This window comes from Nocardia violaceofusca NBRC 14427 (assembly GCF_963869435.1).
GTDB classification, from domain to species: domain Bacteria; phylum Actinomycetota; class Actinomycetes; order Mycobacteriales; family Mycobacteriaceae; genus Nocardia; species Nocardia aobensis.
Window position 1 is genome coordinate 25,507 of sequence record NZ_CAWMPM010000046.1, and the last position, 26,543, is coordinate 52,049.

General features: G+C 69.2%; 19 protein-coding genes. 6 read left to right on the forward strand and 13 right to left on the reverse strand.

Annotated features, from left to right (window positions below):
- Nucleotides 1-196: 196 nt before the first annotated feature.
- Both AC5592_RS31880 and AC5592_RS31885 read left to right on the forward strand, forming a co-directional pair.
- Complete coding sequence (locus AC5592_RS31880) at nucleotides 197-1,354, forward strand: FAD-binding oxidoreductase (RefSeq protein WP_063066317.1); 1,158 nt, start codon at nucleotides 197-199, stop codon at nucleotides 1,352-1,354.
- Between the two features lie 125 nt (nucleotides 1,355-1,479).
- On the forward strand, nucleotides 1,480-2,265 hold the full coding sequence (locus tag AC5592_RS31885; RefSeq protein ID WP_083871327.1) for an FAD-binding oxidoreductase: 786 nt from the start codon (nucleotides 1,480-1,482) through the stop codon (nucleotides 2,263-2,265).
- A gap of 29 nt (nucleotides 2,266-2,294) precedes the next feature.
- On the opposite strand, the gene AC5592_RS31890 is transcribed toward AC5592_RS31885, so the two are convergent.
- From AC5592_RS31890 to AC5592_RS31925, 8 genes are all read right to left on the reverse strand, one after another.
- Entirely contained in the window at nucleotides 2,295-3,464 is a 1,170-nt protein-coding gene (locus tag AC5592_RS31890) for a globin domain-containing protein (RefSeq protein ID WP_036506535.1), read from the reverse strand.
- A 382-nt stretch (nucleotides 3,465-3,846) separates the two neighbouring features.
- Nucleotides 3,847-4,242: a heat shock protein transcriptional repressor HspR gene (locus AC5592_RS31895; RefSeq protein ID WP_036506537.1), complete on the reverse strand. Its 396-nt coding sequence runs from the start codon at nucleotides 4,240-4,242 to the stop codon at nucleotides 3,847-3,849.
- Entirely contained in the window at nucleotides 4,242-5,414 is a 1,173-nt protein-coding gene (gene dnaJ, locus AC5592_RS31900) for a molecular chaperone DnaJ (RefSeq protein WP_036506540.1), read from the reverse strand. The genes AC5592_RS31895 and dnaJ overlap by 1 nt, the downstream gene beginning before the upstream one ends.
- A gap of 39 nt (nucleotides 5,415-5,453) precedes the next feature.
- Nucleotides 5,454-6,110 carry a nucleotide exchange factor GrpE gene (gene grpE / locus AC5592_RS31905; RefSeq protein WP_063066318.1) on the reverse strand — a complete coding sequence of 219 codons (657 nt, stop codon included), beginning with the start codon at nucleotides 6,108-6,110 and terminating at the stop codon, nucleotides 5,454-5,456.
- Nucleotides 6,107-7,948 carry a molecular chaperone DnaK gene (gene dnaK / locus AC5592_RS31910; RefSeq protein ID WP_036506545.1) on the reverse strand — a complete coding sequence of 614 codons (1,842 nt, stop codon included), beginning with the start codon at nucleotides 7,946-7,948 and terminating at the stop codon, nucleotides 6,107-6,109. Before dnaK ends, grpE begins: the two co-directional genes overlap by 4 nt.
- 330 nt (nucleotides 7,949-8,278) lie before the next feature.
- Entirely contained in the window at nucleotides 8,279-8,929 is a 651-nt protein-coding gene (locus AC5592_RS31915; protein WP_036506546.1) for an HhH-GDP family DNA glycosylase, read from the reverse strand.
- A gap of 123 nt (nucleotides 8,930-9,052) precedes the next feature.
- Nucleotides 9,053-9,874, reverse strand: coding sequence for a DUF1707 SHOCT-like domain-containing protein (locus AC5592_RS31920; protein WP_063820444.1), 822 nt, complete (start codon nucleotides 9,872-9,874; stop codon nucleotides 9,053-9,055).
- 9 nt (nucleotides 9,875-9,883) lie between these two features.
- Entirely contained in the window at nucleotides 9,884-10,957 is a 1,074-nt protein-coding gene (locus tag AC5592_RS31925; protein ID WP_198163988.1) for a DUF1707 SHOCT-like domain-containing protein, read from the reverse strand.
- A 146-nt stretch (nucleotides 10,958-11,103) separates the two neighbouring features.
- On the opposite strand from AC5592_RS31925, the gene AC5592_RS31930 reads away from it, so the two are divergent.
- The gene (locus AC5592_RS31930) at nucleotides 11,104-12,264 is read left to right on the forward strand and encodes a zinc-binding dehydrogenase (RefSeq protein ID WP_036506549.1); all 1,161 of its coding nucleotides are present in this window, start codon (nucleotides 11,104-11,106) and stop codon (nucleotides 12,262-12,264) included.
- A 4-nt stretch (nucleotides 12,265-12,268) separates the two neighbouring features.
- Here AC5592_RS31930 and AC5592_RS31935 read toward each other — a convergent pair whose 3' ends face one another.
- From AC5592_RS31935 to AC5592_RS31955, 5 genes are all read right to left on the reverse strand, one after another.
- Nucleotides 12,269-13,126: an RNA polymerase sigma factor gene (locus AC5592_RS31935; protein WP_063066320.1), complete on the reverse strand. Its 858-nt coding sequence runs from the start codon at nucleotides 13,124-13,126 to the stop codon at nucleotides 12,269-12,271.
- A 44-nt stretch (nucleotides 13,127-13,170) separates the two neighbouring features.
- On the reverse strand, nucleotides 13,171-14,058 hold the full coding sequence (locus AC5592_RS31940) for a haloalkane dehalogenase (RefSeq protein ID WP_063066321.1): 888 nt from the start codon (nucleotides 14,056-14,058) through the stop codon (nucleotides 13,171-13,173).
- Between the two features lie 121 nt (nucleotides 14,059-14,179).
- Nucleotides 14,180-15,775, reverse strand: coding sequence for a dynamin family protein (locus AC5592_RS31945; protein ID WP_232329647.1), 1,596 nt, complete (start codon nucleotides 15,773-15,775; stop codon nucleotides 14,180-14,182).
- 44 nt (nucleotides 15,776-15,819) lie between these two features.
- The gene (locus AC5592_RS31950; protein ID WP_063066322.1) at nucleotides 15,820-17,688 is read right to left on the reverse strand and encodes a dynamin family protein; all 1,869 of its coding nucleotides are present in this window, start codon (nucleotides 17,686-17,688) and stop codon (nucleotides 15,820-15,822) included.
- A 54-nt stretch (nucleotides 17,689-17,742) separates the two neighbouring features.
- The gene (locus AC5592_RS31955; protein ID WP_063066323.1) at nucleotides 17,743-20,757 is read right to left on the reverse strand and encodes an IniB N-terminal domain-containing protein; all 3,015 of its coding nucleotides are present in this window, start codon (nucleotides 20,755-20,757) and stop codon (nucleotides 17,743-17,745) included.
- Nucleotides 20,758-21,190: 433 nt separating this feature from the next.
- On the opposite strand from AC5592_RS31955, the gene AC5592_RS31960 reads away from it, so the two are divergent.
- From AC5592_RS31960 to AC5592_RS31970, 3 genes are read left to right on the forward strand one after another with little or no spacing between them, the layout of a single operon-like run.
- Nucleotides 21,191-22,798 (forward strand): Hsp70 family protein, encoded by a 1,608-nt coding sequence (locus AC5592_RS31960; protein ID WP_198163989.1) that lies wholly within the window; start codon nucleotides 21,191-21,193, stop codon nucleotides 22,796-22,798.
- Between the two features lie 6 nt (nucleotides 22,799-22,804).
- Complete coding sequence (locus tag AC5592_RS31965; RefSeq protein ID WP_232329648.1) at nucleotides 22,805-25,321, forward strand: LuxR C-terminal-related transcriptional regulator; 2,517 nt, start codon at nucleotides 22,805-22,807, stop codon at nucleotides 25,319-25,321.
- A gap of 36 nt (nucleotides 25,322-25,357) precedes the next feature.
- Nucleotides 25,358-26,476, forward strand: coding sequence for a hypothetical protein (locus AC5592_RS31970; RefSeq protein WP_036506597.1), 1,119 nt, complete (start codon nucleotides 25,358-25,360; stop codon nucleotides 26,474-26,476).
- Nucleotides 26,477-26,543: the final 67 nt, after the last annotated feature.

The window sequence follows — 26,543 nt, forward strand, 5'->3', positions numbered from 1 at the left end:
GTAGGAGTTGAGTCTGTTCCGCTCAAGTTTGACATATTCTCCGAACCTGTGGCCAATCGTTTCACCCTCGGCGGATCTGGGTAAAGTGATCCGCTCATCACCGTACGACCACGGTTTTTTCGGGGATACTGGTCCGCGGAGGCCGACGACGCGGCAGCGGTGGTCGGACACATTGACGGAAAGGAAGCTCGACGTCGTGGATGCGCGTTCGGCAGCGCTGGTCCGCGCCAACTTCCGATCGATCGTCGAGGCGCCGCAAGGGCCCGAACGACTGATCGGCGCGTTTTACAGGCATCTGTTCGCGGAGGCTCCCGGTCTGCGCGACTTGTTCCCGCACACGATGGATATGCAGCCCAAGCGGGTGTGCACCGCCATCCAGTTCGTGCTGGATCATCTGGAGAACTGGGATCGCGCCCAGGGGTTCCTGGAACAGTTGGCTCTCGACCACCGCAAATACGGTGTCGAGGCGGCACATTACGATGCCGCCGGACGCGCGTTGCTCGCCGCCTTCGTCACCTACAACGGCCCCCTCTGGACACACGAGCTGGAGGACGGCTGGCGCGATATCGCGATCCTCATCTCGGCCTCGATGGCCATCGGCGCCAATTCCGACACCTCGCGACCGTATTGGGAAGCGACGGTGGTCGGCCATCGGCGCGTACTCGACGACCTGGCGATCGTGCGCCTGCAGTCCGACGAGCCGATCCCCTATCAGGCCGGCCAGTACGTGCCGGTGTCGATCCCGCAGCGGCCGAAGATGTGGCGGTATCTGTCCCCGGCCATTCCCACGAACCCGTACGGCGAGATCGAATTCCACGTCCGCAAGATCCGCACCGGGTGGGTCAGTCCCGCGATCGTCGGCGAAACCGAGGTCGGCGACACCTGGTTGATCGCCGGGCCGCTGGGCGGTCTGCACATCGACACCGACTCACAGCGCGATGTGCTGATGATCGGCTCCGGCACCGGAATCGCGCCGCTGCGTGCCCAATTGATCGAGATGGGCCGGCGCGGCGTCAACCCGCGCGTGCACTTCTTCATCGGCGGCCGCTATCCGTGCGATCTCTACGACGTGGAGAACATGTGGCAGCTGTCGCTGAGCAATCCGTGGCTGACGGTGGTGCCGGTCTGCGAGAGCGATACGAATCCGTGGTGGCATCCGGATCCGCCCGCCGATCCGCCCTACGGCATGCATCGGCGGCTGATCGGGAATTTGGGCGCGGTCGTGGCCAGCTTCGGCTCATGGTCGGATCGGCAGATCCAGATCGCCGGATCGGCGCGGATGATCGCCGACACCAGGCGGGCGCTGCTGGCGGTCGGCACCCCCGAACACATCATCGCCGCCGATCCGGTGTGAGCGGCAATCGGTAGGCAACCGGGCGTCCACGGCGTACCTTGGTGGGCGGGCCCGCACGCACGGGACCGGGCCCGGCACAAGACTTTTCGGACGCGGCGGATATCCCGCGGAGCACAGGAGGAACGGTGACGTTGGGGCCGGATGAGACCGGGGAGATTCGGCTGGACGCGCCGACGGAATGGTCGTCGACCGTCGTCGGACATCATCGGCTGCGCCACGATCTCGCGGTGGTCCGGTTGATCGGCGAATTCGTCCCGTTCGAACCGGGTCAGTCGGTCGAGGTCCAGATTCCGCAGCATCCGGGTATGCGACGTCGGCTGTCGCCCGCACTGCCGCCCTCCCTGGACGGCAAACTGGAATTCCACGTCCGCACCGTCCCGGGCGGATGGTGCAGTGGATCGATCGTCACCGAAACGGCCCCCGGCGACGAGTGGCGGATCAGTGCCCCGGCAGGGTGGCTGAGCGTCGACCCCGGCACCACCGACCTCGTGATGATCGCCGGCGGAACGGGTTTGGCGCCGATGCGCTCACTGCTGCTGGATCTGTCCCGTCGCCCCCAGCCGCCGCGCACCCATCTGTTCATCGGCGGGCGTAGCCCGCGCGACCTCTACGCCTCCGACATGCTCTACCTGCTCGCCGGCGAGATGCCTTGGCTGACGGTGATCCCGGTGGTCGAGAGGGCCGAGGATCCGAACTGGGTCGACCAGTGGTACGAGAGCTGCCGCGTGGATGTCGGATTCGATGTCGACGAGATGCTCGAGGGCACGCTGGCCGATGTGGTGGGCGATATGGGCCCGCTGCTGCACCACCAGGTCCTGGTGTGCGGCTCGCCCGGAATGACCCAGGCCACGCTGGAAGTGCTGGTCAATACGGGAACGCCGGCGGAGGCGATTCGCTTCGACGGGCTCTGATCCGCTCCGGGACCCGCTTCGGCGGGCGTCTAGAGCAGCGGATCGTGGCGGATGTTCTCGGTGGGCGTGCCCGCCGCCATCAACCGGAATTTGGTGGTCTGCACCGTACTCGGTGATCCAACGATCTGGACATCGCAGTCCGACCAATCGCCGCCGCGAGCCACCACGGCTCCGATCTGTCCCGTTTCACGCGGCGCTATGCCCGGAAGATCGGATTCGACACGCTCGGGGTGGTAGTACCACCAGGGGTTGTCGTCGCTTTCGGTGACCGGAACGACGGTGAGCCATTTGTTCGCGACGGCCAGTTCGCTCAGCGTCGGCAGATCGTAGAGATCGCACGGATGGTGGCCGCCGACGAACAGGTGAACCTTCGGATTGGATCTACGTCGGGACATCGCCAGCAATTGCGCTCGCAGCGGCGCGATTCCGGTGCCGCAGCCCACCATCAGCATCTTCCGGCGCGTGTTGCGCGGCACCCCGAGCCCGCCCAGCGGCGCCCCGAGCAGCCACTGGTCACCGATCGTGGTGTGGCCGACCATCGCCGGACTCACCCATCCGCCGCTGACGCTGCGAATATGGAATTCGATCTCGCCCTGGGGATTCGCCGGAATCGCCGGGGACAGGTACCGCCACATCCGCGGGCGGGCCGGGATCTGCACGCTCACGTATTGTCCGGCCGCATAGGACATGGGCTGGTCGAGCCGCAGCCGGACGACGACCAGATTGCACAGCACCTCGCGATGTTCGACGACGGTTCCGGTCCAGACCGGCGGTGTCGTCTCCAGTTCGGCGGCGCCGATCATCGTCTCCGTGATCAGCCCGAGGCCGGCATCCCAGGCCTGCTCCACCTCGTCGGTCCACAATTCGGTTCCGGCGTGGGCTCGCAAGGCGCTTTTGAGCGAATTGCCCACGGCGGCATAATGTTCGGCTACGACGCCGTATTTGCGGTGGTCGCGACCGAGCTGGGCCAGGAAGGGTAGTAGCTGCTCGGGCTCCTCCAGCCGGTCCACGGCATACCCGATGGCCTTGACCAGCCGGTCGCGCTGCACCTCCAGTGCCGCGGGGAAGAAGTCCCGGAGCTGCGGATATTCGGTGAAGAGCAGGGCGTAGAAGGAGCGGGCGAGTTGTTCGGGGCCGCCGTCCTCCGCGGCCACCGCCTTGAACGTCGTTCTGATCAACGCGACGGTCCGCGAATCCATCTGTCCACAACCCCATTTCGCACGTCGAACACGGGCCGGTCCGGTGAGCGCGGTGCCGCCGGACACGCGGCGCAGCCGATGGAGACCGAGTGTAGGCGAGGTTTGCCAGGTGCGGGACGCACTGATGGAACAACAGGGAGGTAATTCGGCGGAACCAAGGTCCGCGGGTGTGTAGGCCCCTGGAAACCGACCCAAAGACCGTGACACGCTAAGTATTTCGGCGTGTTCGGGAGTAGTCGTGCATGGCTCGATACGCGATTTTCAGATTTGCCGGTCGCATGCTGGGCAACCATCCGGCATCCGCAGACGCGAACAGCGCCCCCGATCGGGGGCGCTGTCGCACAGTGTGTTCGGTCGCGGAACTGCGCCGCGCCGAACCCGCTTACCGCCGTTTGTTGCGCGGCTGCCACACCACCAGTGCGGTACTACGTTGCGGTGGAGCCAGATCGGGCCGGTGCCCGGCGCGCAGGCGGTCGACCTCGGCGGTCAATTCACCCACCCGCTGCTGCAGCGCCTCGACCTGATTGGTGAGTTCGATGATCCGCTTGATCCCGGCCAGGTTGACGCCCTCGTCCTGCGACAGGCGCTGCACCTCGCGGAGCAGTTCCACATCCCGTGACGAATAACGCCGGCCGCCGCCGGAAGTGCGTTGCGGCGTAACCAATCCCAGCCTGTCGTAGGTCCGCAACGTCTGTGCGTGCATTCCCGCCAGCTGAGCCGCCACCGAGATCATGAAGTACTCGGTGCCGGTTGCCCGATTCTTCGGATCACCGTTCATTACGCACCTGCCCAACCTGCGCGCGGGTCGAACCCGCCGGCCTTCTCCGCCTCCGCGTAACGCCGTAGCGCCTCGGAGGCTTCGTCGTCCAGCTTCTGCGGTACCGCGACCTTCACCGTGACCAGCAGGTCACCGGCGCCGCCGCCGCGCTTGGGCACACCGCGCCCACGCACCCGCAGCGTCCGGCCGTCGGCGGTGCCGGGTGGCACCTTCACTCCGACTCTGCCTTCCAGTGTAGGCACGGAAACCGTTGTACCCAACACCAATTCGCTGTAGCTGACCGGCAGCACCAGGGTCAGGTCGTCGCCGTTGCGGCCGAAGACCTTGTCCTGGCTGACGTGCACGGTGACGTACAGGTCACCCGCCGGCGCGCCGCGCAGACCCGCCTCGCCCTGACCGGCCAGCCGGATCCGCTGCCCGTCGCGCACCCCGGGCGGGATGCGCACCGTGATGGTGCGGGTCCGGTTCTGGATACCGGTGCCGTGACAGTCGGTGCAGGGATCGTCGATGATCGAGCCAGTTCCACGGCAGTCGTCACAGGGTTCGCTGAACCCGAACGCGCCCTGGTTGCGGCTGATCACGCCGGTTCCGTTGCAGTGCGGGCACACTCGCGGGCTGGTGCCCGGCTTGGCGCCGCTGCCGTGACAGGTCGTACACGGCGACGGACTGGTCATCCGCAGCGGAACGGTCACGCCCTGGGCCGCTTCACGGAACCCGAGAGTCGTCTCGGTCTCCACATCGCTGCCCCGTCGCGGGCGCGACGTGGTCCGTGTGCCACCGCGGTTGAACAGGCCGCCGAGGATATCCCCCAGACCGCCGTCACCCGCGCCGGCGGCCGCACCGCCGAAGATGTCACCCAGGTTGAATTCGTTGGAGAAGCCACCACCGCCGGTGTAGCCGCCACCCGGTGCGTAGCCGCCGCGGCCGAAACCGCCGCTGGCGAACAACCGCCGGGCCTCGTCGTACTCCTTGCGCTTCTCCGGATCGGCCAGCACGGCGTGCGCCTCGCTGACCGCCTTGAAGCGCTCCTCGGCCTTGGTATCTCCCGGATTCTTGTCCGGATGCAGATCCCGGGCCAGTTTCCGGTAGGCCTTCTTGATCTCGTCCTGGGTCGCGCCGGAGGAAATACCCAGCTCTTTGTAGAAGTCCTTTTCCAGCCACTCCCGATTCACCGGGCATCTCCTCCTTCCGTCACGTTGCGCGACTGTGTGTTACTCGGCACCGTCGGCATCTCGGCCGGCATTCGCAGTGTCCGACGAGTCGGACAGATCCGCTACCCCATCGGTGACTCCGACCAGCGCATGGCGCAGGACGCGGTCGCCGAAGCGGTAACCCTTACGCATGACCACCCCGATCACCGGGTTGTGTCCCTCACCCTCGTGCTGCACGGCCTCGTGCAGGGTCGGGTCGAAAGGTTCACCCTCGGCACCGAACTCCTCGAGGCCCTGCTTCTGCAGCGCGTCGGCGAGCTTGTCCGCGACCGACTTCAGCGGTCCGGACTCGAGATCGCCGTGAGCACGGGCACGATCCAGATCGTCGAGCACACCGAGCAATTCGGTGACCACCGCGGCCTTGGCCGAATCGATGGCGGCCTTGCGGTCGCGATCGACGCGGCGGCGGTAGTTCGCGTACTCCGCGGTCAGCCGCTGCAGATCGGCAGTGCGCTCCGACAATTCGGCGCTGATGCTGTCGGCGAGGGCGTCACCCTCGGCGGCGGGGGCCGCGGCGGAATTCGCCGCGGCCTCGCTCACATCACCCTGCGGAGCGGACGGTTTCCCGTCCTGGTCGATCTTCCGGCTGTCGACGATGGTGACCGGCTCCTCTTTCGGGCCGTGGTTATCGAGCGGCCCGCCGCTGTGTTCCGTCACTTCTTCTCCGGCTCTTCCACGACCTCTGCGTCGACAACGGTGTCGTCACCGGCGGACGCGTTGCCCGCACCGTCGGCGGCGGCGCCACCCTCGGCGGCCGAAGCCTCGTAGATCGCCTGGCCCAGGGCCTGCGATTCGGTGGCCAGCTTCTCCACCGCGGACTTCACCGCGGCGATGTCGCTGCCCTGCAGGGCCTGCTTGGCCTCGGCGATGGCCGCTTCGACCTTCTCCTTGGTCTCGGCCGGCACCTTGTCGGAGTTGTCCGCGATGAACTTCTCGGTCTGGTGGACCAGCGACTCCGCCTGGTTGCGGGTCTCCGCCTCCTCGCGACGCGACTTGTCCTCGGCCGCGTGCGCTTCGGCGTCCTTGATCATCCGGTCGATCTCCTCCTTGGACAGGCCGGAGCCGTCCTGGATCTTGATCGTGTTCTCCTTACCGGTGCCCTTGTCCTTCGCGGTGACGTGGACGATGCCGTTGGCGTCGATGTCGAAGGTGACCTCGATCTGCGGCACGCCGCGCGGGGCCGGCGGGATGCCGGTCAGCTCGAAGGAGCCGAGCAGCTTGTTGTGCGAGGCGATTTCGCGCTCACCCTGGAAGACCTGGATCTGCACGGACGGCTGGTTGTCGTCGGCCGTGGTGAAGGTCTCCGACCGCTTGGTCGGGATGGTGGTGTTGCGCTCGATGAGCTTGGTCATCACGCCACCCTTGGTCTCGATACCCAGCGACAGCGGGGTGACATCGAGCAGCAGGACGTCCTTGACCTCCCCCTTGAGCACACCGGCCTGCAGGGCGGCGCCGACGGCGACGACCTCGTCCGGGTTCACGCCCTTGTTGGGCTCCTTGCCGCCGGTCAGTTCCTTGACCAGCTCGGAGACCGCGGGCATACGGGTGGAGCCACCGACGAGCACGACGTGGTCGATGTCCTTGACCGAGATACCGGCGTCCTTGATCACCGACTGGAACGGCGCGCGGGTGCGATCCAGCAGATCGGAGGTGATCTTCTGGAACTCGGCGCGAGTCAGCTGCTCGTCGAGGAACAGCGGGTTCTTCTCCGCGTCCACGGTGATGTAGGGCAGGTTGATCGAGGTGCTCTGCGAGGAGCTCAGCTCGATCTTCGCCTTCTCGGCGGCCTCACGCAGACGCTGCAGGGCCATCTTGTCCTTGGTCAGGTCGATGCCCGAGCTGGCCTTGAACTTGTCGACCAGCCAGGTGACGATCCGGTTGTCCCAGTCGTCGCCACCGAGGTGGTTGTCACCGGAGGTGGCACGAACCTCGACGACGCCCTCGCCGATTTCCAGCAGCGAGACGTCGAAGGTGCCGCCACCGAGGTCGAAGACCAGGATGGTCTGCTCTTTGTCGCCCTTGTCCAGGCCGTAGGCCAGCGCGGCGGCGGTCGGCTCGTTGACGATGCGCAGGACGTTCAGACCCGCGATCTGGCCGGCCTCCTTGGTGGCCTGGCGCTGCGCGTCCTCGAAGTAGGCGGGCACGGTGATCACCGCGTCGGTGATCTCCTCGCCCAGGTAGGACTCGGCGTCGCGCTTGAGCTTCATGAGGGTACGGGCGCTGATCTCCTGCGCCGTGTACTTCTTGTCGTCGATCTCCACCGTCCAGTCCTCGCCCATGTGGCGCTTGACGGACTTGATGGTGCGATCGACGTTGGTCACCGCCTGGTTCTTGGCCGGCTGCCCGACGAGAACCTCTCCGTTCTTGGCGAACGCGACGACCGACGGGGTGGTGCGCGAACCTTCCGAGTTGGCGACGACGACCGGCTCACCGCCTTCGAGAACAGCGATGACCGAGTTCGTGGTCCCGAGGTCGATACCGACCGCACGAGCCATAGTGGTTCCTCCTAGGTGATGTAACTGTGTGTGGTGCAGGGGGCGACCCTGCGCGCGGCACTTGTTCGTGCCGGTCGGACCTCGCCCCTGACACCGCACGGAGCACGGTCCTCAGCAACACTGAGCGTGGTCGGCTCAATCCTGCCCCCCGATCCCGTCGGAGTCAACCAGAGACTTGAGCCGATTGCACTCAACCTTGCGTCGAACAGCTCAACGAGCGGGGCGGACGGTTCATTCCCGCCGGGGCGAAAAATTTTCCCGCCCCGGCGGCGAACACCCGGCCGGATACCGCGATACGCGGATGACCAGGCGTTTCGATCTCTTGCGAGCTCAGCCGGCGGCCGCGAGCACCTGATCGGCGAGATCCTTGTCGAGGCTCACCCGGACCAGGGCGGCGGCCAGCTCCGCGTCGTGGCCGGAACGGCCCAGGCGATCGAGCCGCTGCGGATCGGTCGACAGATGCAGGAGATCGGCGCCCTTACGGGCCCGGTCGTCGAAATGCGGGCGCACCCAGGTCCACACGTCCTGCACCTCACGCAGGAAGATCTCGGCGCCCGTCGGCCCGATCCCCTTGAACTGCTGCAGCAGTTCGGCCAGCCGATCCGGGTCGCGATCCGCTTCGTCGGCCAGTTTCCGCAGATCGCCGTGATAGCGGTCGAGCAGGATCGTGGCATTCTCACCGAGCCGGGTGGCGGTCGATTCGTCGTAGCGGCGGTAGTGGCCGCGTCCCAGCGCGTCGACGAGGTCCTGCCACTCGGCCTCGGCGACGCGCTGCGGGGTGCGGTAACCGCTCGATCTCAGTTCGCGCGCGGCGGCGACGGCGATATCGGCGGTGATCCGGGCGCTCATCAGTTGAGCCAGCACCAGGAGCTGGAACAGCGGAGCCGGTTTGTCGGCGAGGGAGATTCCCGCCTCGGCCGCATAGGTGGTCCCCGCTCGGTCGAGCAGTTCCCTGGCGATCCGATCCTCGTTCCCGCTCATCTGCGAACCCCACTTTCGTCGACCCGGCGATTCACTTCCCGGCTAACCCGAGACGCGCAGGTGAAACCCGCCGGGGAGGACGGGGCCGGCGTTCACTGCCTCACAGCTGGAGACATCACTGCCTCACGGCTGGGACTTGAAGATCACCAGGGGTTCGCCGGACGGCGCGACCACCAGGTGGCCGCTGCGAGCGCCTTCGGTGAAGATCGTGACCGTCGGCGGGTGGTCGGGTGCGGAGCTGTCGCGCCCGATGATCAGATGGCTGACCTTCGTCTGTGGAGACCCGACGGTTCGCGGAGCGCCGGCCAGCAGTGCCGCCAACTTCGGCACATCGATCGTGCCGAGGTCGATCGGCGCGAGTTTCGGATCGCGGCTGCTGGTCGTCCAGGTGTCGAATTCGCCCTTGTAGGAGGCTCTTTCGGTGGTCGACGGATCCCCCGGGCGGGGCCGCTCGATCGAGGCGTGCTCCGGCATCAACGTCACGTCGTCGGCAAGCAGATCGCCGTAGTGCTGACGGTAATCGGAGAGGAACACTTCGATGCCGGCGGCGGTCGTCATATCCGGCGGCGTGCGATCGGCGAGCGGACCGTTGTCACTGCTCACCCAGCCGCAGAACATTCCGATCAGTGCCGCGGCCGCCACGGCCCCACCGGCCACCATCCAACGCCTGGACCGTCGTCGCCGGGCCGGGCGCACGACGGGAGCGTCGACCAGATTGGCCGGAATCTGCAGATCGCCGATCACCTTCTCCACATCGGCGAAGGTGCGGGCGCTCATCGCCGCGGCGGTGCGCCGCTGGTGATCGCCATCGGAGAGCTGGCCGTCGTCGCGGGCGGCGTCCAGCAGTGCGCAGGCGTCGACGCGATCCGAATCACGCACGCGTAAAGCACTGTTCGCGGCGCCGGAGGACGCGCCGGTACGGCGGGATGTGTCGAAGGTTCCCATCGGCGGCACCTATGTGTGGAATGGATAGACGCGAATCGGATCGCCCGCGGGCGTGGCCTCCAGGTACGCGTTCTCGTTGAACGAATTGCCGACGTAGATGCTGATCGTCGGCACCTTGCTGATGGTGTCGATGCCCATGCCGATATGACTCACCGCGCCGCCGGGGACCCTCAGCAGCGGTACCGCCCGCGCGATCAGCTCACCCAACGCGGACGTGTTCACCGCGGCGAGGTCGAAGATCGGCTTGTCGGCCGAACGGGTGGTGATGGCGGTCGACTGCATGAAACCACCCCGATAGGAGTAGTCGGCCACTCGATTCGGCTGGCCCGCCGACGTGCGGTCGACCGAAGCATGATCCGGGAAGAGCGACAGATCATCGACGGTGGTGTCGCCGAATTTCGCACGATAATCGGCGCGGAACTTCTCGAAGCCGGCCACCGTGGTGAGGTCGGGCGTCTCGATCACCATGGGCCGCACCACCTGTGGCGCCGCGGCCACCACCGGTTCAGGCGTGGGGGCGACCCGATGCGTCAGCAGATATCCACCCACCGCCGCAGCCGTCACGGCCACCGCCACCGCGCCCGCGAACCACGCCGTCCGGCTTCGCATCCCCGCCCGCGGATCGATCGGCGCCTCGGCGGGGCGTTGCAGATCCGCGGTCAATTCGGCCAGATCGCCGAGGGTTTCGGCGGCCGCGGTCAGATCGGTGAGGGTCTGATGTTCTTCCGCCGAGAGCTGGCCGTCGGCCAGGGCGGTGTCGAGGGCGCGGCAGGTTTCGGCCCGGTCGGCGTCGCGGGCACGGATGTGGGCCGGATAGCGGCCTGCCCGCCGGGGCGGGCCCGGCGGCTGCTTCCATTGCGCACCGCCTGCGGGCGGTTGCAGGTCGTCGACCAGGTTCCGCAGTTCGCCGACGGTCTTGGCGGTGGCCGCGCGGTCGGATCGGTCGTGATATTCGTCGGCGCCCAGTTGGCCCTCGTCGAAGGCGGCATCGAGCAGGGTGCGCGCTTGAACCCTGTCCATATCGCGGGCCCGCATACTGCCGGATGCCGGCATACCCGGCATTCCGGACCCAGAAGAGCTCACCCCTGGATGGTAGCGACTCGGCATCAGCAGCTCGGCGTGTCGCAGCGCGACAGGGGCGACCCCCGACCTCCGGGGTCTTTCCGGTCGCTGGGGCGTTCCTCCGCAATCCCGCTGAATCGGCACATCCCGCGCGGTACCGTGCGGATATGAAGGCCGTGGTGTGTTCGGAAGGCAAGCTGGACGTCGCGGAAATCCCGGCGCCGAAACCCGGGCCCGGACAGCTGGTGATCGCGGTGTCGCGATGCGGGATCTGCGGATCCGATCTGCACGCCCGCCTGCACTGTGACGAATTGGCCGAGCTCGCGGCCGTCACCGGTTATCCGAACTTCATGCGCTCCCATCAGCGTGTGGTGCTCGGGCACGAATTCGTCGGGGAGATCGTCGAATACGGCCCCGGCTGCCGCAAACGCTGGCAGCCGGGCACCCGTGTGGTGGCATTGCCGATCGTGCGCAACGGGCGCACCCCCGAACTGACCGGGCTGTCGGAGCAGGCGCCCGGCGGCTACGCCGAACAGGTCGTGGTGCAGGAATCCATGACGTTTCCGGTACCCAACGGCCTGGCCACCGACCATGCGGCACTGACCGAGCCGATGGCCGTCGCCTGGCATGCGGTGCGTAAGGGGCGCGTCGGTCGCAACCAGCCGGCGTTCGTGGTCGGCTGCGGGCCGATCGGCCTCGCGGTCATCAGTATGCTGCGCGCCGCCGGCGTGAAAAATATTGTCGCCAGCGACTTCTCACCCCGCCGCCGCGAACTGGCGCGCCGGTGCGGCGCGAATGTGGTGGTGGATCCGAATCTGGAATCGCCGTGGACGGCCAACCCCGCGAAGGGCCGCATCTCCGGCGTCACCGATATCCTCAATCTCGGTTTCGACACCATGACGCGACTGCGCAGCATCCCGAAACTGCCCTGGTGGTACCTGTTCCGCCTCGCGCACAGCCTGGACGCGGCGCCGGGCGGGCCGGTGGTGTTCGAATGCGTGGGCGTACCGGGCATCATCGACCAATTGCTCACCGACGCACCGCCTTTGACCCGCATCGTGGTCGTCGGGGTCTGTATGGAGACCGACCGTTTCCGGCCCGCGATGGCGATCAACAAGGAGATCGAACTGCGCTTCGCCTTCGGCTACGACCCGGGCGAATTCCGCGACACCCTGCACATGATCGCCGACGGTAAGGTCGACCCGGCCCCGCTGATCACCGGAACGGTGGGATTGGCGGGTGTCGACAATGCCTTCACCGCTCTGGGCAGTCCCGAACAGCACGCGAAAATCCTTGTGGACCCGTCGAGTTCACTGATCGACGTGTGATCGTTCAGCGGTCGAGCAAGGGGAAGCGTCCGGAGTCCAGCAGGGTCGCGATCGCCTCCAGCCGGGCCGGGGGCAGCGCGTAATCCGGATGGGCCCGCAGGATCGACGCGGCGTCGTGCAGGCCGGCCATCTGCGCTTCGGCATCGGCAGCGCTGCGACCACCGGGCGTCACCGGGTGTCCGGCGAGGCCGGGCCTGCCGGGCCGCACCCGGCCCTGATCGACGGCGGTCCGCACGCGGCGCGAACATCGGCACGGCGCTGCCGGATTCGCCACCCCGCAGGTGGAGTCGAGGAAGTTGCCGAGCCGAGTGCGCGCCCGTTCCAATCGTTTTCGATAGGCAGCCGCGCCGATGCCGAGAATCCACGCGGCCTCGGCCGAGGACAGTTCGAAGACATCGGCGAGGACGAACGCGACCCGTTCGTCACGAGCGAGACATTGCAGCATCGCCTGGCTGCAGACGAGCCGGACCTCCCGGGTGAGCACCGTCGCCTCGGGGCCCCGGTACTCCTGTTCGGCCAGTCCCTCCAGCAGATTGGCCCCGAAGCCGTCCAGATCCAGAAGTGCCGATTCCTGCGGGCTGCGGCGGCGCTGATTCAGCAGATAGTTGACCCCGATGCGATAGGCCCAGGTCGTCAGCTTCGCCTCGCCGCGCCAGCTCGCGAGATTGCCGACGGCGCGCAGCAGGATCTCCTGCACCGCGTCCTCGGCGTCGGACGGATTGCCGGTCATCCGTAATGCCAAGCGGTACAGCGGATCCTGCAGCAGTCGCACCACCTCGGTGACGGCGCTGCGGTCACCGGCCACGGCGCGATCGACCAGGGCGGTCTCGGCCACCCGCTCGTCGGCGTCGTCAACGCTCATCGCCCTATCGTGCGGTGCCGCGGACGGCACCGCAACGGCGCAGGTCATCGCCGCGTTGTCCGGACCTCGGTTCGGGGTGCCGTGAGCCGCGAGCCGCGCAGCCAGGTCGCGACGGCCGCTCCGATCGCGTCGGGACGGTCCTCGGGTGCGTGGTGTCCGGCCGCACCGATTCCGACGACCTCGACCGCGGCGAAGGTCTGCCGCGCCCATTCCACCGCGTCCGCCGATCCGAGGCCGACGCCGGCATCCACAGCCATCACCAGCTTGGGGATATCCGGTGTGGAGGCCATCCAGCGGCCGTAGTTCTCCATGACGGCGGCGACGTCGGCGGGCGCCCCGTCGAACGGAATCTCCCTCGGCCACACCAACATCGGCCGCCGCGACTCCGGCGTCGGATAGGGCGCGCGATACACGTCGAGGTCGGCCGGAGTCAGGCTGCGGGCGCCGAACGGGAGATTGAACTCGATGAACATGTTGTCGCGCAGGATCATCTGTTCGCCCTCCGGTGAGCGGAACCGCCGGAACAGCTCCGCGCCCTGTTCGGGCATCTCGGACCAGCGCAGCGGGCGCAGGAACGTCTCGAGCACCGCGACGCCGCGCACCCGGTCGGCATGCCGCGCGGCCCAGTCCATCCCCAGCGCACCACCCCAGTCGTGCCCCACCAGCACGACCTCCTCCAGTTCCAGGGCATCGAACCAGGCGTCGAGGTAGCGGGCGTGATCGGCGAACCGGTAGGCGATATCGGGCTTGCCCGACTCACCCATCCCGATCAGATCCGGCGCCAGCACCCGGGTCAGCGGGTCGACGTGCGGAATCACGTTGCGCCACAGATAGGACGAGGTCGGGTTGCCGTGCAGGAAGACCACCGGAACCGGTCCGGTGCCGCTCTCGCGGTAGTTGACGAAGGAATCGAGAGTCACGACGGTCGGCATGATGTGTCCTCGGATCGGTGCCCGGCCGGCTATGCGGCCCTTACATCCGGTTTCGACACCGGCCGGACGAGGTTGTGACAGACATCCACTGTGATGCGGGACACATCGCAGTGCCGAGGGATCAGCGGGCGCGCGGCGGACGCACCCGGCTCATCGGCGTGGTTTCCGGTTCCCGCAACTGGTCGACGATTCCCTCCGCACTCCGCGCCGCGATCAGACATGCCTCGGTGGTGAATCGGTCGGCCAGCGGATGGCGCGCCCGGCCACGCCACTTCCGCACCGCCGCCACAGCGTGTGCCCGCACTTCACCGCCCGGAGCGTCCGGCGGCAGCCCCAGGCGCAGGTGCGGTGCCACCCCGGATCCGCCGATCAATCGGTACAACTCGGTGACATCGTCCGCGGGCAGCGGCAATTCGTCGGTGCGCAACCGCCCGAGCAGACGCAGCTCGGCGAATCCGTGCACATCCGCCAACAGGCTGTTGATGTGCGGCAGCAGGTCGTCGGCGCGCGTGCCCGGATGGGCGGCCACGATGCGCGCCACCGCCGTCAACGCCGAATGCGCCTTCAGCTGGTCGGCTCGCTGGGCGAACTGCACATCCAGCACCGTGCGCAGTTCCTCCACACCGCTGCGCTCGGCGAGTTCCCGTGCCAGCGTGGCGGAATCGCGCACACCCAAGCGGATCAGCGTCACCGCCATGCGGATGCCGAACAGGCCGAACCGGGCCGCGAGGTGCGCCCGCAGATCCGCCGGTACGGGCAGCGGCAACTCCGGATGGGCGAATCGGTCCGCGGACAGCAACGCGATGCTCAGATCGTCCACCGAGATCCGCGCCAGCGCCTCGAAGGCGTCGAATTCGCGCTGCCGCAGCGTCGCGCCGGCGAAGGCGAGCAGACCGGCGACCGGAATGACCGCCTGGCACAACCCGGTTCGCTCCAGTTCGGTGGCGAACCTGGCCGAGACCTCGCGCGCCGAATGCAGGGCATCGATGCGGCCGGCGCCGATCTCGTCGGCCCGGGAGACCACCCCGATCACGCCGAGCGGACCCGAAACACCCTGCCGGGCAGCACCTCCGGAGCCGATGCGCTCCAGGAATCCGATATCGGAGGCGTCCAGCCGGCGCAGCAGATAGACGACCGCGTCGGCCTCGGGCACGGTCACCGCCGCATCCTCGTCGGGCGTCAGCAGGCGCGAGGTGCGCAGCGACACCTCGCGCGACAGCGACGAGGTCCCCGGGGTATCGATGATCGTGGTGCGGGCCAGGGTGGCGGCCGGCCACTGCACATCCAGATGGTCGACCTCGTGCTCACCGGCGGCGTTCCAGCGCAGCGCCGACAGATCGAAACTCAACCCGTGCGCCCCGGGCAGACCGTCGGCGCCGGGGGTGCGCCGCACCACCACATCGGCGCTCGCGCCGTCGGTGGCCAGGGCGCTCACCCGCGGCGCCGGGCCGTGGCGGTACCAGGTCACCATCCGGGTGCATTCGGTGGCATCGGTCGGCGCGATGTCCTGTCCGACGAGCGCATTCAGCAATGTCGATTTACCCGCCTTGAGCTGCCCGGCCAGCGCGACCCGCAGCGGTTGGTCGAGACGGCGCGCACAGTCACCGAGCATCGCGGCGGGGCGCGAACGCGGCGCGTAGGCCTGGCGGGCGGCCGAAACCAACCGGCGCGCCTCCCCCACGATGCCCGGCGTCTGGTCGCTGACCTGGTAACTCACGCGTCGACCGTACCCGAGCAGTCTGGGAATCCCGGTGCCGTGGGTTACGACTGCGCCCCGCGCGCATGACGTCCGGACGCACCCGCAGGCGGCAGCATCACATCGGCATGACGTCGCAGTTCGGCTACCACGCGCAATTGCCGCTCGAGTTCCGCGCACCGCTCGGCGCGCTGGGCGTTGGCCACGCCGGCGGCGTCCTGCGCGGCCTGCAGCGAATCGTTGATCGAGCGCAGGCTCCGGTCGGCGATTCCGGTGAAATGATCGCGCAGAATGCGATGAATGCGATGCAGCCGGTCGCGCGACTCCTTACCCGCCTCGAAACTCACATCGTCGAGGTAGCGGCGCACCGCCATCTTCGCCTCGCTGCGCTTGCGGGCCAGCCGCTCCCGCTTGTCGTCACGAAACGCCTTGCCGCCCAACAGCACACCCGCGCCCAGTGAGACCGGATTGATCAGGGCCAGGCCGGCGACCGTACTGGCCAGACCGATCATCACCATGCCGCCGTAGGAACCACGCATACCGACGAGCAGTTTGTGGCCGATGCCGAGATCCGGCTCGAGATCGGCCAGCGTCACCCCCGCCACGCGCGATTCCTCCAGCTCCGAACCCGACCGCACCGCGGGCAGATCCACCGCGCCGAACTCCAGGAAGTGCTCGGCGACCCGCTCGGCCAAGTGGATGGCGCGATGATGCGTCCACAGCAGATTGTCGCCGATGGCGGTGTCGGTCGTCTGCATCAGCCACTGCTCCAGTTGATCCCACAGCCTCCCGGGGTCGTTCTCGTCGACCCACTCCTCGGCGGTTCTGCCGATGGCGCGCAACCGATCTCGCAGATCGTGATCGATATCGCCGGCCAGATCGGTGATGCCGTCGCCCAGCGTCTGCTGCCAGGCGGCGGTCCGGCGATGCAGCTCCTCGGCCTGCGCCTTGGCGGTGCGCAGTTCGCGGATGGCCGCCGCACCGCGTTCGGGGTCGCGCAGAGCGACCAGCTCGCTGCTCAGGGCCAGCGCGAGATGCTCTGCGGCAGAGGAGATATCGAGCGCCACCGCGCGCTGCGCGGCCGCCTGATCCCGGGCGACCACCTGTTCCCGCAGGAAGTCGAACAGCACACCGAAACCGGATTCCCGGCCCAGCTGCTGGTCCTGCAGCCGCATGGCGTGACTGCGCAGCAGCGCCGATACCGGAATGATCGGCAGGGCCAGGCGATTACGTTCCAGATGCGCCTGATCGGCCTGCATGACCTGGCGCCAATGCGGATACAGGTCGATCTTGCTGAGTATCAGGGCAACGGCCGGGCACAATTCGCGCACCTGCCGCAGGAAGTCGACCTCCGGTTCGGTCAGTTCGGTGGAGGCGTCCGAGAGCACCAGCACCGCGTCGGCGGCCGGGGCCAGGGCGAGAACCGCCGCGGCCGTGGCTGTCGCGTGACCGCCGACCGGCGGGGTGTCGATGACGACGATCCCGTCGGCCAGCAGCGGATTCGGCAGCTCGATCTCCACCCGCGCCACCCGGCCGTGCGGAGACCGCGGCGTGACGGTGTGAATATCGCCGAGCGGCACCGATATCCGCCGATTGTCCCGCTCGTCACCGGACGGCGTGGTGATGACGATCTCGGCCCGGGCCTGCGGGCCGTGAGCGAGCACGATCGGCACCCCGGTGGTTGCATCGTCACCGACCGGGCTGATGTCGAGATTCAGCAGCGCGTTGACGAACTGACTCTTGCCCTGGTTGCCCAGCCCCACCACCACGATGCGGCGGCGGGGGTCGCGGATCCGGCCGGCCAGCACCTCCAGCCGGCCGACCAGATCGTCGCGATCGGCGGTGCGCGCGGCGGTGATGGTTTCGGCGAGAATCCGCGACAGCGGTGAGGCAGGCACCTCCGGGGCGGTGTTCGCCGCGACCACACTGCTCATTTTCGTTGCACCCCAACCTGTTTCGTTACCGAATTCAGTACTTCGCCGCTACCCTCAGTGCAGCAGTCCGCCGGTGATGTCACCGGAGGCGTGCGTATCGGTGACGGTCGAGGCATGGCCGGACGCGTCGCCGAACAGGCTCGAGTCGGTGTGACCGCCGGTGTCGAGCCCGCCGGACAGCGAGCCGTTACCGCCCGCCGCCAGCGTGCTGTCGATGCCGCTGTGCGCAGTTCCGCCGAGGGCGCTGTCCACGCCGCCGCCGATACCCGAGGCGCCGACGCCGGAGATATCGGTCCCGACGCCGCTGCCGAACGCGTGCGACACATCGACACCGGACCAGGTGCCCGCGGCCGTACCCGAGAGCGCCGACGAAGCATCCGTACCGGCGTGCAGTCCCGAGTCGACCGAGCCCGCCAGACCCGAACTCGCATCGGCACCCGCGTGCAATCCCGAATCCGCCGCGCCCGACAGCGAGCTCGACAGACCGCCCGCACCGTGCAGACCGGACTCCGCCGTACCGGACAACGACGTGCCCAGATCACCGGCACTGTGCACACCCGACGCCGCGGTCCCGGACAACGACGTACCCAGGTCACCGGCACTGTGGACGGCTCCGGCGCCGGCACCGGACAAAGACGCGCCGAGATCGCCCGCACTGTGGACAGCCCCCGCACCCGCGCCGGACAACGACGTCCCCAGGTCGCCCGCACCGTGCACGGCCGATGCGCCGGCTCCGGAGAGCGAGGTCGCCAAGTCGCCGGCCGTGTGCGCTCCCGCATCGGCCGATCCGGACAGCGAGGTTCCCAAGCCGGTCGCGCCGTTCAGACCGGACGTCGCCGCACCCGACAGCGAGGACGACAGATCCCCGGCCGCATGAGCACCCGAAGCCGCGGCCCCGGACAGATCTGCGCCGCTGTGCACCGCGCCGCCGAGACCACCCGACAACCCGGTCTCCAGCCCGGTAGCGCCCTGCGCCCCCGAGGCCACCGCCCCACCGAGCCCGGCTCCGATGCTGGTAGCACCCCCGAGCCCCGCGGCAGCGTTCGCCGCGCCCCCCAGCGCACCGCCGAGCCCGGCACCGGCGTTCGCCGCACCGTTCAAGGCACCGCCCAGCCCGGCACCAGCGTTCGCAGCACCACCCAAGGCACCTCCGAGCCCGGCACCGGCATTCGCCGCACCGTTGACGGCACCGCCCAGTCCGGCACCGGCATTCGCCGCACCGTTCAAGGCACCGCCGAGACCTGCACCAGCGTTCGCGGCACCGTTCAGGGCACCGCCGAGACCTGCACCGGCATTCGCCGCACCACCCAGCGACTCACCCAGTCCCCCAGCCACATTCGCCGCTCCACCGAGCGCACCCCCGAGTCCCGCGCCCGCATTCGCGGCACCCCCGAGTTCACCACCGAGTCCCGCACCCGCCTCGGTCGCACCCCCGAGAGCTCCACCGAGGTCTGCTCCGGCCTGCGTCACACCACCGAAAGCACCACCCAGATCGCCACCCGAGTGAGCCGCGTCCCCGAGCGAACCCTCCAGTCCCGCACCGGCATTCGCAGCACCGTTCAGGGCACCACCGAGACCCGCTCCCGCGTTGGCCGCCCCACCCAGCGCACCACCGAGTTCGGAGCCGACCCCGGTCGCCGCACCCGCAGCACCGGACAGCCCCGCACCCAAATCACCAGCCGCGTTCAGCGCACCACCGAGACCAGCACCTGCACTGGCCGCACCACCCAGTCCGGCGTCCGCCGCACCACTCAGTGCACCGCCCAGTCCGGCACCCGCGTGGGCGGCACCGCCCAGGGCACCACCGAGTCCGGCACCCGCCGCTGCCGCGCCGCCCAGGGCACCTCCCAGGCCGGCACCGGCTTCGGCCGCACCACCCAGCGCTCCTCCGAGACCAGCACCCGCGTTGGCGGCACCACCCAGCGCTCCTCCAAGATCAGCTCCGGCGTTGACAGCACCACCCAGCGCACCACCGAGACCCGCACCCGCGTTGACCGCACCACCCAGGGCACCGCCCAGTTCCGAACCCACGCCGGTCGCCGCGCCTGCAGCGCCGGACAGGCTCGCACCCAGGTCACCGGCCGCGTTCAGGGCGCCACCGAGGGCACCGCCGAGGCCCGCGCCGGCTGCTGCCGCACCGCCCAGGGCGGCACCGAGTCCCGCTCCGGCTTCCGCCGCGCCGCTCAGGGCACCGCCGAGGCCCGCGCCCAGTCCGGTTTCGAGTCCGGTGCCGAGTTCCCCGCCGGCGTTCAGTGCTCCGCCGAGGGCTGCGCCCAGGCCGGCGCCGGCTTCGGCTGCGCCGCCGAGTGCTCCGTTGAGTTCGGCGCCCAGGCCTGCGCCTGCTTCGGCCGCGCCGCTCAGCGCTCCGCCGAGCCCGGCACCGAGTCCCGCAGTGGCTTCGGTCAAACCGGTTGCGGCGGAGGAGATTCCGGCCTGGATGCCGGTTCCGATCTGAGTGGAGAGGTCGGCGCCGACCTGCGCGACGGTGTCGGCGGCGCCTTCGATCCCGGCGGAGAGGCCGAGATCGGTACCGGCGGTGCCGGTGCCGGAGACCGCGCCGCCGAGGCCGACCGCGACCCCGGTCAAGGCGCCCAGTCCGGCGGTGAGTCCGGCCGCGGCGCCCGCACCGAGCGATGCGGCCGCGCCCAGACCGGCGGACAGCCCCGCCCCCAGGTCGGCGCCGAGTCCCGCGCCGAGTCCGAGGCCCGTACCGGCCTCGATTCCGGTTTCTCCGCCGAGCGCGGCCCCGGCTCCCAGGTTGGCTTCACTGATCGCCCCCGCCTCGCCGGCCACACCACCGGCGAGCCCGCCGCTACCACCGGCCGCCGCGCCGAGTCCACCGTTGGCGGCCGCCCCGCCCCCGGCCGCCACGATGGCGGCGAGCTGCGAGCCGCCGGTGACCAGGGCGGATTCGGCGACCATCGGCGCCACGGCGGCGATATCTTCCGGCGTCACCGCCTCCAGCCCGGCCGCGCACAGCGATTCGGTCGGGTTGGTGCAGTAACCGACGGCGGCCTCGTGGTCGCGCAACAGGTTGAGGATGAATTCGAGAATGGCGTTCGGGGTCATCGCAGATCGTCTCCTGGATCGGCGGACCATCGTGTCGATCCGCAGCAGTCGAATTGCCTTTCACGCTAAGAAGCTCCGGCGTTACGCGAAACGGGGCGAATCCCCTGATTTCCGTATCGGTGCCGATAGGGGATTCGGGAGCATTAGGGGACTTTCCCCGAACCTTCCGGATCAGCGGTAACGACGGCCCCCCGGCAACCGACAGTGGGATAGATCGTGACGACCGTAAATATTCGTGACGACCGCAAATACCAACGACAGGGGTTCTCGAATGACACAGGGCCTGACGCTCGGCATCACGGTCGGGTCGTCGCGCACGGTTGCCGCGACCGGCTCCACTTCCGCGAGCGCCGACCCGGAAAATGTCTCTGTTCACATTCGTCGCCACCGTTTCGGATCGGCGCCCGAATTGTCGGAGAATCTATTGTCCCGCGTGGGCGATCCGGTCGATATTCTCCTGCCCGACGGCTCCTCGGTCGCTGCCGCCGATCTGGTCGCCGAAACGATCTCCCAGGTCGTCGCCGATTTCGATCCGGATTCCACGGTCGCGACGGTGCCGGCGTGGTGGCCGGCACACATCGTCGAGGCCCAGCGCCGCGCGCTCGACCGCGCCGGCGCAGAGGCGGTGGTCCTGGTCTCCGAACCGCTCGCCGCGCTCCGCCGGCTCGAGGCGAGCACTCCCTTCCCGGCCGATACCCCGGTTGTGGTCTACGACTCCGGCGCCACCGGTACCACGGTCTCGGTGGTCGGTTCCGGTCCGCACTCGGGACTACTGGGCGAACCGGTTCGCTCCACCGAGGTGTCCGGCGCCGAATTCGATCTGCTGACGATGCGCTACGTGCTGGCAAATGCATTGGGAGAAACGGATTTCGATCCGTTCGACCCGGTTGTCGAACGCGAATTGTCGATACTGCGAAACCGTTGCGCCGATGCGAAACACCGGCTTTCGACCGACACCGCCACGGTGGTGCCGGTCCGCCTGGCCGGTATCGCGCGCGATGTACGCCTGGTCCGGGACGACGTGGAGGATCTGTTCCGCGGTCCGCTCGCGGATTCGCTGAGCCTCGTGCACGAGGCGGTCCGGCGCGCGGGGGTGGGCATCGACCAGGTGGGCCGAATTCTGCTCACCGGCGGCGGCGCTTCGATCGGCCTGCTCACCGAACTGATCTCCGGCGAGTTCGCGATCCCGATCGCCCCCGTCGCCGATCCCGGTTCGCTCAGCGCGCGCGGAGCGACCTTGCTCGCCGCGGACCTGTACACCGAGTCTCGGCGTCATGCCGCGGCCCTGGCCGTACCCGATTTCCAGCCCGATTTCGCTGCGGCGCAACCGGTTTCCGACGACGCCACGACCACAGCCCTACCGGCGGTCGGCGACCGGGCCACCGTCGAACCGCCGCCGGCCGATACCGCGCCGTCCGGAACCAGCCGGTGGCGCCGCGTCGCCTTCATCGCCGGCGCCGCGATCGCCGTGGGCGCGGTCGCCACCGGCACCCTGGCCCTGGGCACCGCGGGAAGTCCCTCGAACTCGTCGCCCTCCCCCGCGGCGGCGACATCCGCGGCTCATGCGGCGTCGACCTCGGCCGGAGTCGCCCCGGCCGGCGCCACCGACCCCGCGCATCCGAAGGCGGGCAACCCGGCGACGGCCGCGAACCACACCGGCACGAACCACACCGGCACGGCCGCCGACAACTCCGCGGGGACCCCGGCCGCGGGCACGGCAGCGGCGAACTCGCCCGCTCCGAATTCGGCGGGGGCGAATGCGCCCGCACCCGAATCCGCCGCGGCGCCCGCGCCGAACGCTCCGGCACCGAATTCCCCGGCGCCCGATTCCCCCGCGCCCAACAGCCCCGCACCGCAGGCGCCGCCGCAGGTGCCGGTGCAGACTCCCTCGGCGCCGTCGGCTCCCTCCCAGCCCACAGTGCCGAGCTCTCCCGGCGGTTCACTGGGCAACGTCTTGAACAACGGGCTCGATCAGGCGGGTAACGCAGTCGACACGGCCGTGCAGCTCCCAGGCCAAGTGCTGCCCCACAAAGGCAACTGAGGATCGGTGACAGTGGTCGGCAACCTCGCGGTCGCATTCGGCGCCATTCCGGGCGCGCGGGAGATTCTCCGGGAATTGGATTCGGGCTCGCCGGATCCGCTCGTCTACCTGATTCGGGGACGGGGCGGCACCGGGAAGACCACGCTGCTCACGGCCATCCGAAACAGATTGCGGCGCAGCGGTATCGGCTGTTTCGACGATGTGAGCGCGACGACCACGCCGCCGGACACCCGCGCCGCCGTGGTCGTCGACGACGCGCACACCCTGGACCAGTTGCAGCTGGAAAAGCTCTGTGCCGCCGTGGAATCGGATCCGCGCACGATCATCGTCGCGACCCGGCCGCAACCGCACGACACCGCCCTGCGCGCCCTGGCGGACGCGGTGTCGCGGCGCGGCCGGGTGGTCGAACTCCGCCCGCTGGGGACCGCCGATATTGCTCCGTTCGCCCGCGAATTGGGGATGACCGTGCCGCGCGCGGTCGCCGACCACATCCACCGGCACACCGGCGGCATCCCCGGTGGTGTGGTGGCGGCGCTCACGGCGGCGTGTGCCACCCGGCTCGAAGGCGGAATCGAGGCGGTCGATCAGGCCGTGACCTCGTGGGCGCGAACGCTTCTCGACGACACCGAACCGCAGCTGCTCGAGGTCCTGACGGTCGCCACCACCGGCGCCGGCCTCGATCCGAGTGAGCTGGCCGAGGTGCTCGGCACCGACGAGGCGACGGCGGTCGGACTCGTCGACCGGGCCCGCGCCGGAGCCCTGATCACCGACGCCGACCTGTTGCTGAGTCCCGCCATCGAACCGCTGCGCACCCTGGTCGGCGAACGCCGGTTCGTCTCGATTCAGCGCCGCCTGCTCACCGCCCGTCTCGAGGCCGGGCTCCTGCGCGACCACACGGCCCTGCAGCTCGCCGAATCCGGGGTCCGCGACGAGCGACTTGCCGAATTCCTCCGCGCCGCGGCCGACAACGCGGGCAGTGAGGCGAGTCGCTACTACACCGCCGCCGTGGCCAGTGGGTACGAGGCGCAGCGAATCGCCGTCCCCCGCGCCACCGCGGCGGTATTCGGCGGCGACGACGAATCCGCCTTGCGTTTGGCCGAACCCGTGCTCGCGCGCACCGACGCCGAACCCGCGGAACTGGCCGCCGCCGTGCGGATCTGCGCGAGCGTCCAGGCTCGCCGCGGGCTGATCGGCCGGGCCGTACAGCTGTATTCGTGGCTCGGCACGACCCGTACCGGCGCCGACTGGGCGACCGCCGCGGCGGTGTTCCACCTCGCCGGCGCGGTCGGCGACGCGCGGGCGGTGTCGGGTTCGGCGGCACAGTGGCCGCCCACGGAAACCAACGCCCGCACCGGTCGGTTCGCGACCGCGCTGGCGCAGAGCATCACCGGCGAATCCCGCAGTGCCGCAACCTCGGCCGCGGCCGCCCTGATCCAGCTGGCCCGCACCGCGGCGCAGGAGGACCGCATGCTGCCGTGCGCTCCGGTCGCGCTGGCGACACTGCTGTGCCTGAGTATGGGCGAGCCCCGCCGCGCCGCCGACGCTCTGCGCGGCACCGATCCGCACGATCCGCAGATCCGGGTGCTGACGGCCTGGACGGCGATGCTCGGTGGCGACGAACAGACCGCGGCGAAGACGGTCGCGGCCGTCGACACCACCGCTCTGCCGCCGCGCGATCGGCTGCTCGCGCACGGCGTCCTGGTCGGACTGGCCCGCCGCGCGGGTGATCACGGCGTCCTGCTGCGCGCCTGGGAGGCCGCCTATCCGACCTTCGACGAGGTCGACGCCGACCTGCCCGCCCTGCTGCCGATCGGTGAACTGTGGCTGGCCGCCATCCGCCTCGGTGAACAGGAGCGGATAACCCGGCTGGTGGAGGCGGCGCGAGATGTGCTGCGCAGCGCGGGAAATCCCCCGGCGTGGGCGAATGTATTCCACTGGTACGAGATTCAGGCCGCGATCGCGCACGAGCGCCCGGACGAACTGATGCCGCCCGCTCGACTGCTGAAAACGGCTGCGCAGGCGGGTGATCCGCATGCCGCGATCCTCGCCGACGCGGGACGCACCTGGGTGCTGGTGCTGCGCGGTGAGGTCGCCGAGGATCGGGTGACGGCGGCGGTCCGACGCCTGGCCGCGATCGGCATGGTCTGGGATGCCGCCCGGCTGGCCAGTGAGGCGGCGTTGAGCGCGGGCGATCCGGCCACCGCGACGGCCCTGCTGAAACTGGCCCGCACGGTGCGCACCGGCTCCCGGCCCTCGGCCGCGCCCGAGCGGACCCCGGCCGCCCCGCGCGCCGCGACGACCCCCGAACCGGCAGCCGCCTCGGTCCTCAGTGAACGCGAGCGCGAAGTGGCCGAACTGGTCCTGCTGGGCCTGACCTACCGTGAAATCGGCGCTCGGCTGTACATCTCCGCGAAGACGGTGGAGCATCATGTCGCGCGGATCCGGCGTCGAATCGGGGCCGGGTCGCGCTCGGAGTTATTGTCGATGCTCCGCGCAATGGGACACGGTTCGTTACTCGTGTGATCGGCGCGCTCGAGACACCGAAGCGAGGTATTGAGGATGGCCACAGGGGTGGGCCTGCGGATCGCCGAGGACGAATGCGTCGCGGCGATCGTCACCAGCGGTGGCGAGACCGACGAGACGCCCGAACCCCTGTACATCGCGCGCGAGTCGGTGCTGCACATGTCCGACGACGGCGACACCGCACTCGGCGGTGAGGCGCCGCCCGGACATACCCACTCGATCACCGGATTCGTTCGCGCGGTCGGCGATCCCGCCGGTATCACCGTGGACGACGGGGAGGCCTACCGCGCCGAGGATCTGGTGGCGACCGCGATGTTCTGCCTGATCAACCTGGCCGCCGAACATCTGAACGGCCCGGCCGAGTTCTACGCCACCCACCCGGGTGACTGGCCCGCCGAACATGTGCGCGGTTTGCGCGAGGCCCTGGACTACCTGGGTTTGCGGTCGGTGGTTCTGGTCAGCGAGGCCGACCTGCCCGCGGCCGGCGACAGCCGCGGACCCGCGCGCGATGCCGCCCGGGCGGCCCTGGCCGCCGTGCTCGCCACCCCGGCCGGAACCACTCCGCCCGATCCGGCCGGCGCCGAGAACGCGCTGGTGGTCACCGATGTGCTGCCCGCGGTGCAGGCCTCCGACGCCACCATGCAGGCCTATTCGGCGGCCGTGCCGGCGGTCGAACCGCCGCCCGCCCCCGCCACCCCGACCGTGGCCGTTCCGGCGGCAGAGGTGGTCCCACCGCCCGAACCGGTGAAGAAGCGTCGCGTACCCCTGCTGATCGCCTCGGCGGCGGCCGTCGTGGGACTGATCGTCGGCGGGATCGCCGTAGCACTGATGTATCGCGACAGCAGCCCGACGCAGGTGCCCGCCTCCGATGTCTCCGGACAGGCCGACGCCCGCACCCAGCCGGTGACGACGACGATCCAGCCCCCGCCACCGCCACCACCGGCCACCACGGTCGAGCAGCAGCCGCAGGAGTATCCCGAAACCACCACGGAGACCACACCTGCGCCTCCGCCGCCACCGGCCGTCACCCCGACCACTGCGCCGCCCAGCTTGCCCACGACCACGTCCAGGCGGCCGACGACCACACCCCGGACCACCACGACCGCCCCCGGCGGCCTGCCGGAGTTACCGCTGCCGGGCTTCCAGGTGCAGTAGTCCGCCAACTCCGTGATGATTTCGTAGCGAAACTCACGCCGTTGTGCCCTAAAGTGATGCGCTGACC